Annotated in this window: 12 protein-coding genes; 6 read left to right on the forward strand and 6 right to left on the reverse strand. The window is 72.9% G+C overall.

The annotated features are described in order from the left end of the window. Positions 1 to 49 precede the first annotated feature (49 nt). Entirely contained in the window at positions 50 to 988 is a 939-nt protein-coding gene (locus ACW0Q9_RS08225; protein WP_456179442.1) for a GntR family transcriptional regulator, read from the forward strand. Here ACW0Q9_RS08225 and ACW0Q9_RS08230 read toward each other — a convergent pair. Genes ACW0Q9_RS08230 through ACW0Q9_RS08240 form a run of 3 tightly spaced genes read right to left on the reverse strand, consistent with a single transcriptional unit; the run spans position 972 to position 4,183 of the window. Continuing rightward, on the reverse strand, positions 972 to 2,048 hold the full coding sequence (locus ACW0Q9_RS08230) for an alcohol dehydrogenase catalytic domain-containing protein (protein ID WP_456179443.1): 1,077 nt from the start codon (positions 2,046 to 2,048) through the stop codon (positions 972 to 974). The genes ACW0Q9_RS08225 and ACW0Q9_RS08230 overlap by 17 nt on opposite strands. Then, positions 2,045 to 3,487, reverse strand: a complete 1,443-nt coding sequence (locus ACW0Q9_RS08235) for an aldehyde dehydrogenase family protein (protein WP_456179444.1) — start codon at positions 3,485 to 3,487, stop codon at positions 2,045 to 2,047. Before ACW0Q9_RS08235 ends, ACW0Q9_RS08230 begins: the two co-directional genes overlap by 4 nt. A gap of 42 nt (positions 3,488 to 3,529) precedes the next feature. Then, the gene (locus ACW0Q9_RS08240) at positions 3,530 to 4,183 is read right to left on the reverse strand and encodes a TetR/AcrR family transcriptional regulator (RefSeq protein ID WP_456179445.1); all 654 of its coding nucleotides are present in this window, start codon (positions 4,181 to 4,183) and stop codon (positions 3,530 to 3,532) included. Positions 4,184 to 4,419: 236 nt separating this feature from the next. On the opposite strand from ACW0Q9_RS08240, the gene ACW0Q9_RS08245 reads away from it, so the two are divergent. Next, positions 4,420 to 5,592, forward strand: coding sequence for an acyl-CoA dehydrogenase family protein (locus tag ACW0Q9_RS08245; RefSeq protein WP_456179446.1), 1,173 nt, complete (start codon positions 4,420 to 4,422; stop codon positions 5,590 to 5,592). Between the two features lie 47 nt (positions 5,593 to 5,639). Here ACW0Q9_RS08245 and ACW0Q9_RS08250 read toward each other — a convergent pair whose 3' ends face one another. Then, entirely contained in the window at positions 5,640 to 6,677 is a 1,038-nt protein-coding gene (locus ACW0Q9_RS08250; RefSeq protein ID WP_456179447.1) for an aminotransferase class V-fold PLP-dependent enzyme, read from the reverse strand. Positions 6,678 to 6,923: 246 nt separating this feature from the next. Here ACW0Q9_RS08250 and ACW0Q9_RS08255 point away from each other — a divergent pair, with 246 nt between their 5' ends. Then, positions 6,924 to 8,483 carry an OFA family MFS transporter gene (locus tag ACW0Q9_RS08255; RefSeq protein ID WP_456179449.1) on the forward strand — a complete coding sequence of 520 codons (1,560 nt, stop codon included), beginning with the start codon at positions 6,924 to 6,926 and terminating at the stop codon, positions 8,481 to 8,483. Positions 8,484 to 8,556: 73 nt separating this feature from the next. On the opposite strand, the gene ACW0Q9_RS08260 is transcribed toward ACW0Q9_RS08255, so the two are convergent. Beyond that, complete coding sequence (locus ACW0Q9_RS08260) at positions 8,557 to 9,960, reverse strand: cation:dicarboxylate symporter family transporter (RefSeq protein WP_456179451.1); 1,404 nt, start codon at positions 9,958 to 9,960, stop codon at positions 8,557 to 8,559. A 134-nt stretch (positions 9,961 to 10,094) separates the two neighbouring features. Between ACW0Q9_RS08260 and ACW0Q9_RS08265 the strand changes: the two genes are divergently transcribed. From ACW0Q9_RS08265 to ACW0Q9_RS08275, 3 genes are all read left to right on the forward strand, one after another. Then, complete coding sequence (locus ACW0Q9_RS08265; RefSeq protein WP_456179453.1) at positions 10,095 to 11,681, forward strand: ATP-binding protein; 1,587 nt, start codon at positions 10,095 to 10,097, stop codon at positions 11,679 to 11,681. After that, positions 11,678 to 12,358, forward strand: coding sequence for a response regulator (locus ACW0Q9_RS08270; protein WP_456179454.1), 681 nt, complete (start codon positions 11,678 to 11,680; stop codon positions 12,356 to 12,358). Before ACW0Q9_RS08265 ends, ACW0Q9_RS08270 begins: the two co-directional genes overlap by 4 nt. Positions 12,359 to 12,423: 65 nt before the next feature. After that, positions 12,424 to 12,765 carry an NIPSNAP family protein gene (locus ACW0Q9_RS08275; RefSeq protein ID WP_456179456.1) on the forward strand — a complete coding sequence of 114 codons (342 nt, stop codon included), beginning with the start codon at positions 12,424 to 12,426 and terminating at the stop codon, positions 12,763 to 12,765. A 25-nt stretch (positions 12,766 to 12,790) separates the two neighbouring features. Here ACW0Q9_RS08275 and dnaE read toward each other — a convergent pair whose 3' ends face one another. After that, a complete protein-coding gene (dnaE, locus tag ACW0Q9_RS08280) occupies positions 12,791 to 16,327 on the reverse strand; it encodes a DNA polymerase III subunit alpha (RefSeq protein WP_456179457.1) in 3,537 nt (1,178 codons plus the stop codon). Between the last annotated feature and the right edge of the window lie 157 nt (positions 16,328 to 16,484).

Consider the following 16,484-nt stretch of genomic DNA (forward strand, 5'->3'; position numbering starts at 1 on the left):
GCCCGTTCCGGAGGGTCCCGCAGAGCGGGTGTACTAGTACGCTGCCGCCATGTCGCCGCGTGGTCAGGGTCAGGAGCCGCCGTACCGGCGGATCGCCGCGGAGATCCGCCGCCGCATCGAGCTGGGCGAGCTGCGGCCGGGCGATCGGGTGCCCTCGGCCCGGCAGCTCACCCGTGAGCACGGGGTGGCCATCGCCACCGCGACCCGGGTGCTCGCCCTGCTCCGCGCCGAGGGCCTGGTGCTGGCCCGTCCCGGCGCCGGCACCGTCGTCGCCGAGCCACGGCGGGAGTCGGGGCGGGCGGAGCCCGAGCTGAGCCGGGAGCGGGTGCTGCGCACCGCGGTGGCGCTTGCCGACGAGGGCGGCCTGGCCGCGGTGTCCATGCGGCAGATCGCCGCCGAGCTGGGCGTGGCCACCATGTCGCTCTACCGGCACGTGCGCGGCCGGGATGAGCTGATCCTGGCGATGGCCGACGCGGTGCTGGCCGACGCCCCGTTGCCGGCCGCCGAGCCGGCCGGCTGGCGCGCCCGGCTGGACCTGCTGGCCCGGGCGCAGTGGGCCGTCTACCGGCGGCACCGCTGGGCGCCGCACGTCATCTCGATCGCCCGGCCCCAGCCGCTGCCGCACGGCATGGCGCACACCGACCGCGCGCTGCGGGCCACCGCCGGGCTGGGCCTGGACCGGCAGGTGCGGTGGCACGTCGCGATCACCCTCATGGCCTACGTGAAGGGCATCGCCACGAACCTGGAGATGGGCGCGCAGGCGGTGCAGGACACCGGCCTCACCCACGACCAGTGGGTGGACCGGCAGCAGGCCACCTTCCAGCAGGTGATGGCCGGCGGCGGGCTGGCCACCATGGACGCCCTGACCGCCGGCGGCGTCGACGTGGACCTGGAGAGCGTCTTCGACTTCGGCCTGCGCCGGCTGCTCGACGGCTTCGCCGCGCTGATCGAGGGCCGGCCCGACCCGGGCGTCAGTCCGGGAAGGTGACCACCCAGCGGGCGCCCTCGCCCCGGGCCAGCCGGTCCAGCGCCGCGGGCGCCTCCGCCAGCGGCACGGTGCCGCTGACCAGCGGCGCCAGGTCCAGGCTGCCGTCGGCGAGCGCCGCGGCCAGCTCCGGCACCTCCCGGTCGGGGTCGGAGGAGCCGTAGACCGAGGACCGCAGCGTACGGGCCGAGTGGAAGATGTCCAGCGCCGACAGGCTGAGCAGGTCGTCCTTGGCGCCCATGCCGACCACGGTGACCGCTCCCCCGCGCCGGGTGCAGCGCCAGGCGGCCCGGATGGTGACGGACCGGCCGACGCACTCGAAGGCGTGGTCGACGCCCCGCCCCTCGGTGCGGGCCCGGACCTCCTTGGCGAGGGTGTCGTCGGAGCGGAGGAAGTCGGTGGCCCCGGCGGCGAGGGCGAGGTCCCGTTTCGCCTCGGCCACGTCGACGGCGAGGATCGGGTCCGCGCCGGCCCGCCGGGCGGCGGTGAGCACGGCGAGGCCCACCCCGCCGAGGCCGATCACCGCGACCGACTCGCCGGCGGCGACCCGGGCGGTGTTGCGGACCGCGCCGGTGCCGGTGAGCACAGCGCAGCCGAGCAGCGCGGCCTGCTCCGGCGGCAGGCCGGCCGGAACCTCGATGGCGGCCCGCTCGGGCACCACCACCTCCTCGGCGAGCGCGCCGAGGCCCAGGGTGACCTGGAGCGGGCCGCCGTCGGCGGTCTGGCCCCGGGCGACCGAGGCCCCGGTGTTGGCGGCGCAGAGCCAGGGCTCGCCGTGCCGGCAGTGCCAGCAGGCGCGGCAGGCGGGGGCCCAGTTGAGCACCACCGGCGTGCCGACGGCGAGCCGGGTGCCGGGGCCGGCCTCGGCCACCACACCGGTCGCCTCGTGCCCCAGCACCAGCGGATACGTGGGCGCCACGGTGCCGTCCACCATGGCCAGGTCGGAGTGGCAGATGCCGGCGGCCCGGATCCGGACCCGCAGCTCACCGGGGCCGGGGTCGGGCAGGCGTACCTCCTCGACGGCCGGGGTGGCGCCCCGGCCGCGGACCACGAGCGCCCTCACCGCTGGATCGCCTTCAGCTCGGTGAACTCCTCGACGCCGTGGTCGCCCAGTTCGCGGCCGAGGCCGGACTGCTTGTAGCCGCCGAACGGGGCGAGCGGGTTGAACGCGCCGCCGTTGACGTCCACCTGGCCGGTGCGCAGCCGCCGGGCCACGGCCAGCGCCGCCTCCTCGTCGGTGGACCAGACCGCGCCGGCCAGCCCGTAGCGGGAGTTGTTGGCGATGGCGACCGCCTCGTCGGTGTCGGCGAACGGGATGACCGCGAGCACCGGGCCGAAGACCTCCTCCTGGGCGAGGGCGCTGTCCGGGTGCACGTCGGCGAGGACCGTGGGGGCGACGAAGTGCCCGCGCGGCGGCAGCGGCGCGTCCGGGCCGCCGGCGACCAGCCGGGCGCCGTCGGCGAGGGCCCGGTCGACGTGCCCGCGGACCCGCTCGGCCTGGGCGGCGGAGACCAGCGGGCCGAGCCGGGTGGCCGGGTCGAACGGGTCGCCGAGCCGGTATCCGGCGACGGCCGCCGCGATCAGGTCCAGCGCCTCGGCGTAGCGGTCCCGGTGGACCAGCATCCGGGTCCAGGCGGTGCAGGTCTGGCCCGAGTTGAGCAGCGCGTTGCCGACCCCGACCTTGACGGCGGTGGGCAGGTCGGCGTCGGCGAGGACGAGGTTGGCGGACTTGCCGCCGAGTTCCAGGGCGACCCGGGCGATCCGGTCGGCGGCCAGGTGGGCGATCCGCCGGCCGGTGGCGGTGGAGCCGGTGAACGAGACGAGGTCGACGTCGGGGTGCGCGGCGAGGGCCTCGCCGACCACCGGCCCGGTGCCGGGCACCAGGTTGACCACTCCGGGCGGCAGCCCGGCCTCGGTGACCGCGTCGAAGAGCAGGTACGCGGTGAGCGGGGTCAGCTCGCTGGGTTTGAGCACCACCGTGCAGCCGGCGGCGAGGGCCGGGGCCACCTTGGCGACCACCTGGTGCAGCGGGTAGTTCCACGGGGTGATCGCGCCGACCACGCCCACCGGCTCGCGCACGACGAGGGAGTTGCCGACGGTCCGCTCGGCCGGCGGGCGGGCGGCCAGGTCGACCATGGTGCGCAGCACGGTGAGCGGCAGGCCGGCCTGCACCCGGGTGGCCAGCTTGAGCGGGGTGCCCAGTTCGAGGGCCACGGTGCGGGCGATGTCGTCGGCCCGGACGGCGAGCGCGGCGTGCAGCCGGTCGAGGTGGGCGGCCCGCTCGGCGGGGGCGGTGGCGGCCCAGCCGGGGAAGGCGGCCCGGGCGGCGGCGACGGCCCGGTCCACGTCGGCCGCGGTGCCGGCGGGGACCTGGCCGACGATCTCACCGGTGGCCGGGTTCTCGACCGGGATCGTCCCGCCGTCCGCCGGGTCGACCCAGTCCCCGGCGACGTGCAGATGGCGGCGGACCAGCAGGGCGGGGGGCGCGTCGGCGAGATCCATGTCGTCCTTCCCGGGCGGAAACTAGCGCTGGAAGTTTTGACGCTACTCCGGACCGGCGGCCGGTTCCAGAGGGGTGACCGTCCGGGCGTACTCGGCCGCGAGGCCGTGCAGCAACGCGTCCAGGCCGAGGGCGAACGCGCCCTCGTCGACGCTGCGCTGGTGACCACGGAGCCGGTGGGCCTGGTTGAGGTGCGGGTGGGCCGCGTACAACTCCGGGTCCTCGACGAAGCCGCGGGCGAACGAGCCGAGCGCCGAGCCGGCCACGAAGTAGCGCATCGCGGCGCCGATGTGGGTGGCCCGGGCCGGCGGCCAGCCGGCCCGGACCAGGGCGCCGTAGACGGCGTCGGCCATGGCCAGCGCGGCCGGGCGGCGGCCCGGCCCCTGGGCCAGGTAGGGGACGATGTTCGGGTGCGCGGCCAGCGCGTCCCGGTAGGACCGGGCCCAGCGGCGCAGCGCCTCGACCCAGTCGTGGCGGTGGAAGACGCTGACGTCGACGGTCGCGGTGACGCTGTCCGCCACCGCGTCGAGGATCTCGTCCTTGGTGGCGAAGTGGTTGTAGAGCGAGGGACCCTGCACGCCGAGGGCGGCGGCGAGCCGGCGCGTGGAGAGCGCGCCGAGACCGTCGGCGTCGATCAGCGCGAGCGCGGTCTCGACGATCCGGTCGCGGTTGAGCAGGGCCTGGCGGGGACGGGGCACCTCAGGCCACCCGCGCCGGGCCGTGGCCTCCGCCGCGCGCCCCTCGCCGTTCGAATCCCGCCACGCCGCCTCCCCCGTCGGAACACCTGCTCACGCACCCTAACCGGGGCACGGCCGCGGAGCCTCACCGCGACGGTCGGACGAGGGGTCTGGACGGATGAAAACTTACACCGCTAGTTTAAGAGCGACCGCCGCGGCTCGCGGCGGTCCACCGCCACGCCGACCGAGGGAGCATCGTGGACTTCGCACTGTCCGACGAGGAACGGGCCGTCCGGGACACCGTGCGCGCCTTCGTCACCCGCGAGGTGATGCCGCTGGAGCAGGAGGTGCTGCGCCGCGAGCGCGCCCACCAGCCCGGCCTGGACCGCTCCGAGCTGCGCGAGTTGCAGCTCAAGGCGAAGAAGTTCGGCTTCTGGGGCCTGGCCACCCCCGAGGAGTACGGCGGGATGGACCTCCCCGCGGTGCTCCAGTCGCTCATCTGGACCGAGCTGGGCCGCTCCTTCGTGCCGTTCCGCTTCGGCGGCGAGGCGGACAACATCCTGTTCCACGCCACCGAGGAGCAGAAGCGCGAGTTCCTCCTGCCCACCATCGAGGGGGAACGGATCTCCTGCTTCGCGATCACCGAGCCGGGCGCCGGCTCGGACGCCGCGAACATCAAGCTGCGCGCCCGCCGCGACGGCGACGACTGGGTCCTCGACGGCGAGAAGACGTTCATCACCAACGGCAACGACGCCGACTTCGCCATCGTGGTGGCGGTGACCGACCCGGAGCGCGGCGCCCGCAACGGCGGCGCGACGGCCTTCCTGGTGGACCGGGCGATGGGCTGGCGGTCGGAGTTCATCCAGACCATGGGCGAGGGCGGGCCGGCGTCGCTGATCTTCGACGGCGTCCGCGTGCCGCACCGCAACATCCTCGGGGAGATCGGCCAGGGCTTCACGCTGGGCATGGAGTGGATCGGCAAGGGCCGCTACACCATCCCCTCGCACGCCATCGGCATCGCGGAGCGGGCCCTGCAGATGGCGATCGACCACGCCAACACCCGGGAGACCTTCGGCGCGAAGATCGGCACCAACCAGGCGATCCAGTGGATGATCGCCGACTCGGAGACCGAGCTGGAGGCGGCCCGCTGGCTGGTGCTCAGGTCGGCGTGGACGGTCGACCAGGGCCTGGACCCGCGGCACGCCTCCTCGATGGGCAAGCTCTACGGCGCCGGCATGGTCAACCGGGTGGTCGACCGGGTGCTCCAGATCCACGGCGGCATGGGCTACACCCGCGAGCTGCCGATCGAGCGCTGGTACCGGCAGGTCCGGCTGTACCGGATCTTCGAGGGCACCGACGAGATGCAGCGGCTGATCATCTCCCGCGACCTGCTGCGCGGCTACACGAAGATCGGCGGCCACCTGGCCTGAGCCGGCGGTGGCTCCCGCCCGGTCCCGGGGTGGGAGCCACCGGCGTCTCAACCGGTCAGCGCCGCCAGGGCCAGGTCGACGTCCTCTTCCGTGGTGTAGAGGTGGAAGGCGGCGCGCACCCGTCCGGCACGGACCGCCGCCCGCACGCCGGCGCGGGCCAGCTTCTCCTGCGCGCCCGGCACCTCGACGGCGACGATCGCGCTGTCGCCGGGCGGCCGGCCCAGCCCGGCCAGGAACCGGTTGGCCAACGCCACGTCGTGGGCGTGCACGGCCGGCAACCCGATCTCGGCGAGCAGTTCCAGGGCGGGCGCCGCCCCGACGAAGCTGAACCAGGCCGGCGAGATGTCGAAGCGCCGGGCGTCGTCGGCCAGCCGCAGCGGCGGGCCGTAGTAGGAGGCGTGCGGGTCGGCGCCCGCGTACCAGCCGGCGGCGTCGGGACGCAGCCGCTCGCGCAGCGCCGGGGCCAGGTAGCCGAAGGCCGCGCCGCGCGGCGCCATCAACCACTTGTACGCGGCCACCGTCACCACGTCGGCCAGCCCGGCGTCGAAGGGCAGCCAGCCGGCGGCCTGGGTGGCGTCCACCGCGACGAGGGCGCCGTGCGCCCTTGCCGCCGCGACGATCGTCCCGTACGGGGCGACGGCGCCGTCGGCCGACTGCACGAGGCTGAACGCGACCAGGTCGGTGTCGGCGTCGATCGCGTCGACCAGGCCGGCGAGCGGCACGGTGCGGACCCGGACGCCCCGCTCCTGCTGCACCAGCCAGGGGAAGAGGTTGGAGGTGAACTCCACCTCGGGCACGACGACGGTGGCGCCGGCCGGCAGCGCGGCGGCCACCGGGGCGAGCAGTTGCGAGGCGGTGCTGCCGATCGTCACGTCCGCCGGGGCCACCCCGACCAGCCGGGCGAACGCGGCCCGGGCCCGCTCAGCGGCCACGCCCCAGCCCTCCCAGGAGATCCGGCCCACCCGCCAGTCCGCCAGGGCGTCCTGCAACGCCTGCCAGGCCGGCTCGGGCGGCAGCCCGTAACTGGCGGTGTTCAGCCAGCCGGGCTCCGGCTGCCACAGCTTCTGCGCCTGCTCCACGTCCATGCCACCGACGCTAACGATCATCCTCGGCGACCGGGACGGCCAATTTCCGGGCGGCGGCCTGCCGCGCCGATGTCGGACGCCCAGCCCCGGACCCTGTCGAGCCGCCCGATCGGGACCGGCCGCCCGACGGCGGATGATGCGGCCGGATCCGGGAACCCCGTGCCTCTGTCCCGGTCTCGGTGGGACAGGTGCTCCGGCCACGGCCGTCGCACCGCATTCGCCCACTATTGGCAGGAAGGTACGGAAATGGCCAGGCTGGCGGCACTCGATCCGCGGCACACCGTCGCTCCTCCGGGATACAGTCGCTGGCTCATCCCGCCGGCGGCGCTCGCGGTGCACCTGTGCATCGGACAGGTCTATGCGACCAGCGTGTACAAGAACTCGCTCATCGCCCGGTTCGATGCCGGCCAGACGGCCATCGGGGTGATCTTCAGCATCGCGATCGTGATGCTCGGACTCTCCGCGGCGGTCGGCGGCACGTGGGCCGAGCGCAGCGGACCCCGCAAGACCATGTTCACGTCCGCGTGCTTCTGGGCGGCCGGGTTCCTGGTCGGGGCGCTGGGCATCGCCACGGGACAACTCTGGCTGCTCTACCTCGGCTACGGCGTGATCGGCGGCATCGGGCTCGGTATCGGCTACATCTCGCCCGTCTCCACCCTGATCAAGTGGTTCCCGGACCGGCCCGGCCTCGCCACCGGCCTCGCGATCATGGGCTTCGGCGGCGGCGCACTGCTCGCCAGCCCCGTGTCGCGCGAGTTGCTCTCCTTCTACGACCCGGACTTCAACCCGGCCAAGGCGGGAGCGGTGGCCTCGAGCCACGCGCTCGTGGGGCTGTTCCTCACGCTCGGCGTCGGCTACTTCCTGATCATGATGCTCGGCGTGTTCAACGTACGGGTGCCTCCGCCCGGCTGGCGCCCGGCCGGCTTCGATCCCGCCTCGGTCGCCGACAAGCCCCTGGTCACCAGGGCGAGCGTGTCCGCGGCGAACGCCATCCGCACGCGCTCGTTCTGGCTGCTCTGGATCGTGCTCTTCACCAACGTGACCGCCGGCATCGGCATCCTGGAGCAGGCCGCCCCGATGATCCAGGACTTCTTCCGGGACAACGGCGTGTCGGCCGTGTCGGTCGCCGCGGCGGCGGGCTTCGTGGGCCTGCTGTCGCTGTTCAACATGGCCGGCCGGTTCGTGTGGTCGTCGACGTCCGACATCATCGGCCGTAAGCCGATCTACGTGGTCTACCTCGGCCTCGGCATGGTGCTCTACACCCTGCTCGCGGTGATCGGGCACAACGCCACCGCACTGTTCGTGATCCTTGCCGGCGTCATCATCTCGTTCTACGGCGGCGGTTTCTCCACCGCTCCCGCCTACCTGCGCGACCTGTTCGGCACCCACCAGGTCGGCGCCATCCACGGCCGGCTGCTGACCGCATGGTCCGCCGCGGGGGTGGCCGGACCGCTGATCGTCAACGGGATCCTGGACGCGCAGGGCAAACCGGGGACGCTCACCGCCGGGGCATACCGGCCGGCGCTGTTCACCATGGTGGGCGTGCTCGCCGTCGGATTCATCGCCAATCTGCTGATCCGGCCGGTCCCGGAACGGTTCCACGAACCGGAAACCGGCGGAGCCGTTCCGCTGGCGCCCGCGGAGAAGACCGACCCGGTCGCGCTGAAGCCGGAGAGCCGACCCGCGGCCGCGGCCCTGGGCTCACAGCAGGCCCGACTCTGGATCTCGTGGGCGCTGGTCACCGTGCTGCTCGGCTACGGCGTCTGGCAGACCGTCACCACGGCGGCCAAGCTCTTCACCGAGTGATCCGCGCTCGCCGGGATCCGCCGCCACCGGGACGCCCGGTGGCGGCGGATCGCGGCGTCGCCAGGTGCCCGGCTCAGGCCTGCGCGCCGGCCACTCCGGCGGGCTGCCGCGCGGGTGCCTCCGCGGTTTCCCCGTCGGCCGACGGCGCGTCCTCGTCCTCGTCCAGCATGGTCGCCTCGTCGAACGGGCGCTGCCCGCTGAGCACGGCCTGGGCCTGCGCCCGGTCGAACTCGCCGGTCCAGGTGCCGACCAGCACGGTGGCCACCGCGTTGCCGGCGAAGTTGGTCAGCGCCCGGGCCTCGGACATGAACCGGTCGATGCCGACGATCAGCCCGACGCCGTCGACCAGGTCCGGCCGGTGCGACTGGAGGCCACCGGCCAGCGTGGCCAGGCCGGCGCCGGTCACCCCGGCCGCACCCTTCGAGGCGATGATCATGAAGGCCAGCAGGCCGATCTGCTCGCCGATCGCCATCGGCTTGCCGAGCGCGTCGGCGACGAACAGCGCGGCCATGGTCAGGTAGATCGCGGTGCCGTCGAGGTTGAAGGAGTAGCCCGTGGGGACCGTGATGCCGACGACCGGCTTGCTGACGCCGAAGTGCTCCATCTTGGCGATCAGCCGGGGCAGCGCCGACTCGGACGACGAGGTGGACAGGATCAGCAGGAACTCCCGGCCCAGGTACCGCAGCAGGGAGAAGATCGAGACCCCCGACACCAGCCGCAGCAGCGCGCCCAGCACCACGATCACGAAGATCAGGCAGGTGGCGTAGAAGCCGAGCATGATCTGCGCCAGGCTGGTCAGGGCGTCCACGCCGGTCGCGCCGACGACCGCGGCCATGGCGCCGAAGGCCCCGATCGGGGCCACCCACATGATCATCGCCAGCACCTTGAAGACGAGGCGCTGGATCACCTCCACCGCGCGCAGCACGGGCTCGCCGCGCCGGCCCATGGCCTGGACGGCGAAGCCGACCAGCAGGGCGACGAGCAGCGTCTGGAGCACCGAGCCCTCGGTCAGCGCGGACAGGAGCGAGGTCGGAATGACACCGAGCAGGAACTCGACGGTGTCGCCGCTCTCGCCACCGGCGACGGACTTGCCCGCGTCGGCCACCTCCGGGCCGAGGTTCAGGCCCGAGCCGGGGTGGATGATGTTGCCGACCACCAGGCCGATGGCGAGCGCCACCGTCGACATGAGCAGGAAGTAGCCGAGGGCGAGGCCGCCCACCTTGCCGACCCGGGCCGCCTGCCGCACGGAACCGACGCCGAGCACGATCGTGCAGAAGATGACCGGGCTGATCATCATCTTGATCAGGTTCACGAAGCCGGTGCCCAGCGGCTTCAACTCCTTGCCGACCTCCGGCGCCAGGAGGCCGACCAGGATGCCGGCGACGACGGCCACGATGACCGCCAGGTAGAGGTACCGGGTCCGGTCCCGGCGGGCGGGCCCGGCGGTCGCAGGGGTGGGTGTGGTGGTGGTGTCCATGCCCACAATGTGAAGCCGGTCTCAGCGGAGGGCACGCTTGCGTTCATTCTGTTCACCCCGGTGACGCGCACCCGAAATCGGACCGGGCGGGTGCGCCAGACTTGCGGGACGTTCCGGGGCGGGAGGAGGGACCGGTGGCCCGACGGCAGTGGAGCATCGCGGGGCAGCTCTTCGCCCTCCAGGCGGTGGTGGTGACGCTGCTCGTGCTGGCCGGCGCGGCCGGCGCCGTCTGGCTCGCCCGCAGCGACTCCCACCAGGCCGCGAAGGACGAGGTGCTGGCCGTGGCGCAGGCCGTCGCCGGCTCCCCCAACGTCCGTGCCGCACTCACCGCCGCCGACCCGCCGGCCACCCTCCAGCCGTACGCGGAGGGCACCCGGGTCGCCACCGGAACGGACTTCGTGGTGGTGATGGCCCCGGACCGGACCCGCTACTCGCACCCGAACCCCGCGCTCATCGGGCAGCCGTTCATCGGCGACATCGGCCCGGCGCTCTCCGGCCAGCCGTTCACCGTCACCAACGTCGGCACCCTCGGCGAGTCGGTGCGCGCGGTCGTCCCGGTGTACGACGACGAGCACCGGATCATCGGGCTGGTCTCGGTGGGCATCACCACCCGGGCGATCAACCGGAAGCTGCTCGCCCAGGTGCCGGTGCTGCTCGGCGCCGCCGCGCCCGCCCTGGCCCTCGCGGCCACCGGGTCCTGGCTGCTCAGCCGCCGGCTCCGCCGGCAGACCCACGGGCTGGGGCCGAGCCAGATGACCCGGATGTACGAGTACTACGACGCGGTCCTGCACTCCGTCCGCGAGGGCCTGCTGGTGCTGACCCGGGACCGCCGGGTGGCGCTGGTCAACGACGAGGGCCGGCGGCTGCTCGGACTGGCCCACGACGCCCCGGTCACCGACCGGCCGGTCACCGCGATCGACCTGCCCCCGGCGGTGGCCGAGCTGCTCGACTCGGGCCGGGACGCGCACGACGAGCCGGTCCTGGCCGGCGACCGGGTGCTGGTCGCCAACCAGCGGACCACCCGCTTCGAGGGCGCGGTGCTCGGCACCGTGCTGACCCTGCGCGACCAGACCGAGCTGCGCAACCTGGCCAGCGAGCTGGACTCGGTCCGGGCCCTCACCGAGGCGCTGCAGGCGCAGACCCACGAGTCGGCGAACCGGCTGCACACCGTGCTCACCCTGGTCGAGCTGGGCCGCACCGACGAGGCGGTCCGGCTGGCCACCCGCGACCTGGCGCTCGCCCAGCAGCTCACCGACCGGGTGGTCGGTGCGGTGACCGAACCGGCGCTGGCCGCCCTGCTGCTCGGCAAGTCGGCGCAGGCCGGCGAGCGCGGCGTGGACCTGGTGATCGAGCCGGACTGCCGGCTCGACGACAGCCCGCTGCCCGGCACCGACCTGCTCACCGTGGTCGGCAACCTGGTCGACAACGCCCTCGAGGCGGTCGCCGGCACCCCGCCGCCGCGCCGGGTCCGGGTGTTCGTGGGCGCCGTCGGCGACGAGTTGGTGGTCCGGGTCGCCGACAGCGGCCCGGGGTTGGACCCGGACCGGGTGGCGGACGCGTTCCGGCGCGGCTGGTCCACCAAGAGCGCCGGCCGGGGGCTCGGCCTGGCGCTGGTCGGGCAGGTGGTCCAGCGGCACGGTGGCGCCTCGGAGGTCGTCCGCACCGAGGACGGGGAGACCGTGTTCACCGTCCGGCTGCCGGTCCTGAGGGTGGCCCGATGAGCGACGTCCGGGTGCTCGTGGTGGAGGACGAGCCGCTGCTGGCCGAGGCGCACCGGGCGTACACCGAACGGGTGCCCGGCTTCGTGGTGGTCGGGGTGGCGCACACCGCGCGGGACGCGATGGCGGTGCTGCGCCGGCACGGCGGCGCGGACGTCGACCTGGTCCTGCTGGACTTCCGGCTGCCCGACCTGCACGGCCTGGACGTGTGCCGGGCCCTGCGGGCGGCGGGCAGCAGCGTGGACGTGCTGGCGGTGACCTCGGCGCGGGACCTCGCGGTGGTCCGCACCGCGGTGTCCCTCGGGGTGACCCACTACCTGCTCAAGCCGTTCACCTTCGCCGCCTTCCGCGACAAGCTGGAGCGGTACGCCGAGTACCGCCGGCAGGCCCTCGCCGACGGCGAGGTGGCCGCCCAGCACGAGGTGGACCGCATGTTCGCCACCCTGCGCGGGGCGGACCGGCACACCCTGCCCAAGGGTCTCGACGAGCAGACCCTGCACACCGTGCTGGCCGCCCTCGGCGACGGCGGGCTCTCCGCCACCGAGGTGGGCCGGCGCACCGGGATCTCCCGGGTCACCGCCCGGCGCTACCTGGAGTACCTGGTCTCCGCCGACCGCGCGGTCCGCGCGCCCCGCTACGGCACCCCGGGCCGCCCCGAGATGGAGTACCGGCCGACCTGATCCACCCGGGTGGGGCAGGATCACGACGGACAGCGTCAGCCTCGCATCCGTCCCGGAGGTCGTCGATGATTCTCGAGATCCGCACCTATCGCCTGAGGCCCGGCACGATCGACGAATTCGTGCGGGTGATGAGGGAGGAGGCCGCGCCGCTGCTCGGCCGCTTCGGCATCCGGGTGGTGGCCGCCGGGGCGTCCCTGGTCCGGGAGGACGGCCACGAGGAGGCGTACCTGATCCGGGGTTTCCCGTCCGTGGCGGTGCGGGACGAGCAGGAGACCGCCTTCTACGGCAACGACGCCTGGCGGGACGGCCCGCGCGAGGCCATCCTGTCCTGCATCGAGAGCTACCACACCGTCGTGCTGGAGACCGCCGACGCCGCCGCGGACGTGCTCTGCGGGCACCGGCCCTGAGCCGCCCGCCGCCGCCCGCGGCGGGTCAGCTCACGTTGGCCGGCCCGAGGACGCTCTTGAGGTCGCCCATCAGCGCGGTGGTCGGGGCCACCCGGAACGGGCCGAGGCGCAGCGTGGTGACCTTGCCGCCGTTGAGCAGCTTGACGTGCACCTCGGTGTCGCCCGGGTGCAGCACCAGGGTCTCCTTCAGCTTCTCCACCAGCGGCGGCGTGCAGCGGTGCACGGGGATGGTGAGCGTGACCGGCTTGTTCGCCGGGTTGCTGCTGATGTCCGGCATCTGCATGTCCATCGCCATGATCCGCGGCGTGTCGTCTCGGCGGTCGACCCGCCCCTTCACCACCACGATGGCGTCCTCGGCGATGTACTGCCCGATCACCTCGTAGGTGTTGGGGAAGAAGAGGGTCTCCACCCCACCGGCCAGGTCCTCCAGGGTGGCCGAGGCCCAGGCCCGGCCCTGCTTGGTGACCCGGCGCTGCACGCCGGAGAGGATGCCGGCCAGGGTGACCACCGCGCCGTCGGGCACGGTGCCCTCCTCGGAGAGCGCGGCGATGGTGGTGTCGGCCGCCGCGCCGAGCACGTGTTCCAGCCCGAAGAGCGGGTGGTCGGAGACGTAGAGGCCGAGCATCTCCCGCTCGAAGGCGAGCTTGTCCCGCTTGTCCCACTCGCTCTCACCGATGACCGGCATGACCGTGGTGCTGCCCGCGCCGGTGTCGGCGTCGCCGAAGCCGGCGCCGAACAGGTCGTACTGGCCGACGGCCTCCTTGCGCTTGACGTCGGCGTACGCGTCGATGGCGTCGGCGTGCACGGCGAGCAGGCCCTTGCGGGTGTGCTTGAGCGAGTCGAAGGCGCCCGCCTTGATCAGCGATTCGATGGTCTTCTTGTTGCAGGCCACCGCGTCCACCTTGGACAGGAAGTCGTAGAAGTCGGCGTAGTCGCCCTTCTCCTCGCGGCACCGCATGATCGCGGCCACCACGTTCGCGCCGACGTTGCGCACCGCGGCCAGGCCGAACCGGATGTCCTCGCCGACCGGCGTGAACGGCCCGGCCGAGGTGTTGACGTCCGGTGGGAGGACCTGGATGCGCATCCGGCGGCACTCGGAGAGGTAGAGCGCCATCTTGTCCTTGTCGTCACCGACGGAGGTGAGCAGCGCCGCCATGTATTCGGCCGGGTAGTGCGCCTTGAGGTACGCGGTCCAGTACGACACGAGGCCGTAGGCGGCGGAGTGCGCCTTGTTGAACGCGTAGCCGGCGAACGGGACCAGGACGTCCCACACCGCCTGGATGGCCTCGTCGGAGTAGCCGCGCTCGCGGCAGCCGTCCCGGAACGGGATGAACTCCTTGTCGAGGATCTCCTTCTTCTTCTTGCCCATCGCCCGGCGCAGCAGGTCGGCCTGGCCGAGGGTGTAGCCGGCGAGGATCTGCGCGGCGCGCTGCACCTGCTCCTGGTAGACGATCAGGCCGTAGGTCGGGGCGAGGATCTCCCGCAGCGGCTCCTCCAGTTCCGGGTGGATCGGCGTGATCTCCTGGAGGCCGTTCTTGCGCAGCGCGTAGTTGGTGTGCGAGTCCACGCCCATCGGGCCGGGCCGGTAGAGCGCCAGCACGGCGGAGATGTCCTCGAAGTTGTCCGGCTTCATGAGCCGCAGCAGCGAGCGCATCGGCCCGCCGTCGAGCTGGAACACGCCCAGGGTGTCGCCGCGGGCGAGCAGTTCGTAGGCCGCCTTGTCGTCCAGCGGCAGGCCCAGCAGGTCCAGCTCCTTGCCGTGGTTGAGCTGGATGTTCTTGACCGCGTCGTCGATGATCGTGAGGTTGCGCAGGCCGAGGAAGTCCATCTTCAGCAGCCCGAGCGACTCGCAGGTCGGGTAGTCGAACTGGGTGATGATGACGCCGTCGGAGTCCCGCCGCATGAGCGGGATGTGCTCGATGATCGGCTCGGCGGACATGATGACGCCGGCGGCGTGCACGCCGGTCTGCCGGATCAGGCCCTCGATGCCCTTCGCGGTCTCGATGACCTTCTTGACGTCCGGGTCGGACTCGTAGAGGCCGCGGATCTCGCCCGCCTCGGCGTAGCGCGGGTGCTTCGGGTCGAAGATGCCGGAGAGCGGGATGTCCTTGCCCATCACGGCCGGGGGCATCGCCTTGGTGATCCGGTCGCCGACCGCGTACGGGTAGCCGAGCACCCGGGCCGAGTCCTTGATCGCGGCCTTCGCCTTGATGGTGCCGAAGGTGGCGATCTGCGCGACCTTGTCCTCGCCCCACTTGTCGGTGACGTAGCGGATCACCTCACCGCGCCGGCGCTCGTCGAAGTCGATGTCGACATCGGGCATCGAGATGCGCTCGGGGTTGAGGAACCGCTCGAAGATCAGGCCGTGCGGGATCGGGTCCAGGTCGGTGATGCCCAGGGCGTACGCGACAAGCGAGCCGGCGGCCGAGCCGCGGCCCGGGCCGACCGCGATGCCCTGGCTCTTCGCCCACTGGATGAAGTCGGCGACCACGAGGAAGTAGGACGGGAAGCCCATCTGGATGATGACGCCCAGCTCGTACTCCGCCTGGACGACGTGCCCCTCGGGGATGCCGTTCGGGTAGCGGCGCTCCAGCCCCTTGAACGTCTCCTTGCGGAACCAGGACTCCTCGGTCTCCCCCGCCGGGATCGGGAACCGCGGCATCAGGTTGTGGAACTCGAACATCCCGGCCGGGTCGACCTTCTCGGCGACCAGCAGGGTGTTGCGGCAGCCCTGCTGCCACAGCTCGGACGAGTCGACCGCGCGCATCTGCTCGGCGGACTTGACGAAGTAGCCGCCGCCCTCGAATCGGAACCGGTTGGGGTCGGCGACGTTGCTGCCGGTCTGCACGCAGAGCAGCACGTCGTGCGCCTCGGCCTGCGCCTCGTGGGTGTAGTGCGAGTCGTTGGTGACCACCGGCGGGATGTCGAGCTTGCGGGCGATCTCGGTGAGCCCGTCCCGGACCCGGCGCTCGATGTCGAGGCCGTGGTCCATGATCTCCAGGAAGTAGTTGTCCTTGCCGAAGATGTCCTGGTAGGCGGCGGCGACCTTGAGCGCCTCGTCGAACTGGCCGAGCCGCAGCCGGGTCTGCACCGCCCCCGAGGGGCACCCGGTGGTGGCCATGATGCCCTCGGCGTGCTCGGCGATCAGCTCCATGTCCATCCGGGGCCACTTGACGTAGTGGCCCTCCATGGAGGCGCGCGAGTTGAGCTTGAACAGGTTGTGCAGCCCGTCCTTGTTCGCCGCCCACATGGTCATGTGGGTGATCGCGCCGTTGCCGGAGACGTCGTCGCTCTTCTGCTCGGGGCGGCCCCACTTGACCCGCTGCTTGTGGAAGCGCGACTCCGGCGCCACGTACGCCTCGACGCCGAGGATCGGCTTGACCCCGGCGGCCATCGCCTGCTTGTAGAAGTCGTTCGCGCCGTGCATGTTGCCGTGGTCGGTGATCGCCACCGCCGGCATCCCGAGCCGCGCGGCCTCGGCGAAGAGGTCCTTGAGCCGGGCCGCCCCGTCGAGCATCGAGTACTCGGTGTGTACGTGCAGATGCGCGAACGAATCGCCCATGCGTGGCGCCCCCCGGGGTGTGGATCAAGGCTGCGTCGGAGTCGACCGACCCACCCTACCGAGGCGATCTGACCGGCTCCACCGTCCGCGCCGAGGGTGGCCCGGGTCTCTCCGTTCCGATGGTGCTGTCGCACACGATGCTGTGTGGCTTGCGCAT

The organism is Micromonospora sp. I033 (assembly GCF_053890995.1).

Coding starts and splice junctions, on each gene's coding strand:
- ACW0Q9_RS08270 (WP_456179454.1), top strand. CDS start 11,678: ATGAGCGACGTCCGGGTGCTCGTGGTGGAGGACGAGCCGCTGCTGGCC.
- ACW0Q9_RS08260 (WP_456179451.1), bottom strand. CDS start 9,960: ATGGACACCACCACCACACCCACCCCTGCGACCGCCGGGCCCGCCCGC.
- dnaE (WP_456179457.1), bottom strand. CDS start 16,327: ATGGGCGATTCGTTCGCGCATCTGCACGTACACACCGAGTACTCGATG.
- ACW0Q9_RS08225 (WP_456179442.1), top strand. CDS start 50: ATGTCGCCGCGTGGTCAGGGTCAGGAGCCGCCGTACCGGCGGATCGCC.
- ACW0Q9_RS08255 (WP_456179449.1), top strand. CDS start 6,924: ATGGCCAGGCTGGCGGCACTCGATCCGCGGCACACCGTCGCTCCTCCG.
- ACW0Q9_RS08235 (WP_456179444.1), bottom strand. CDS start 3,487: ATGGATCTCGCCGACGCGCCCCCCGCCCTGCTGGTCCGCCGCCATCTG.
- ACW0Q9_RS08275 (WP_456179456.1), top strand. CDS start 12,424: ATGATTCTCGAGATCCGCACCTATCGCCTGAGGCCCGGCACGATCGAC.
- ACW0Q9_RS08250 (WP_456179447.1), bottom strand. CDS start 6,677: ATGGACGTGGAGCAGGCGCAGAAGCTGTGGCAGCCGGAGCCCGGCTGG.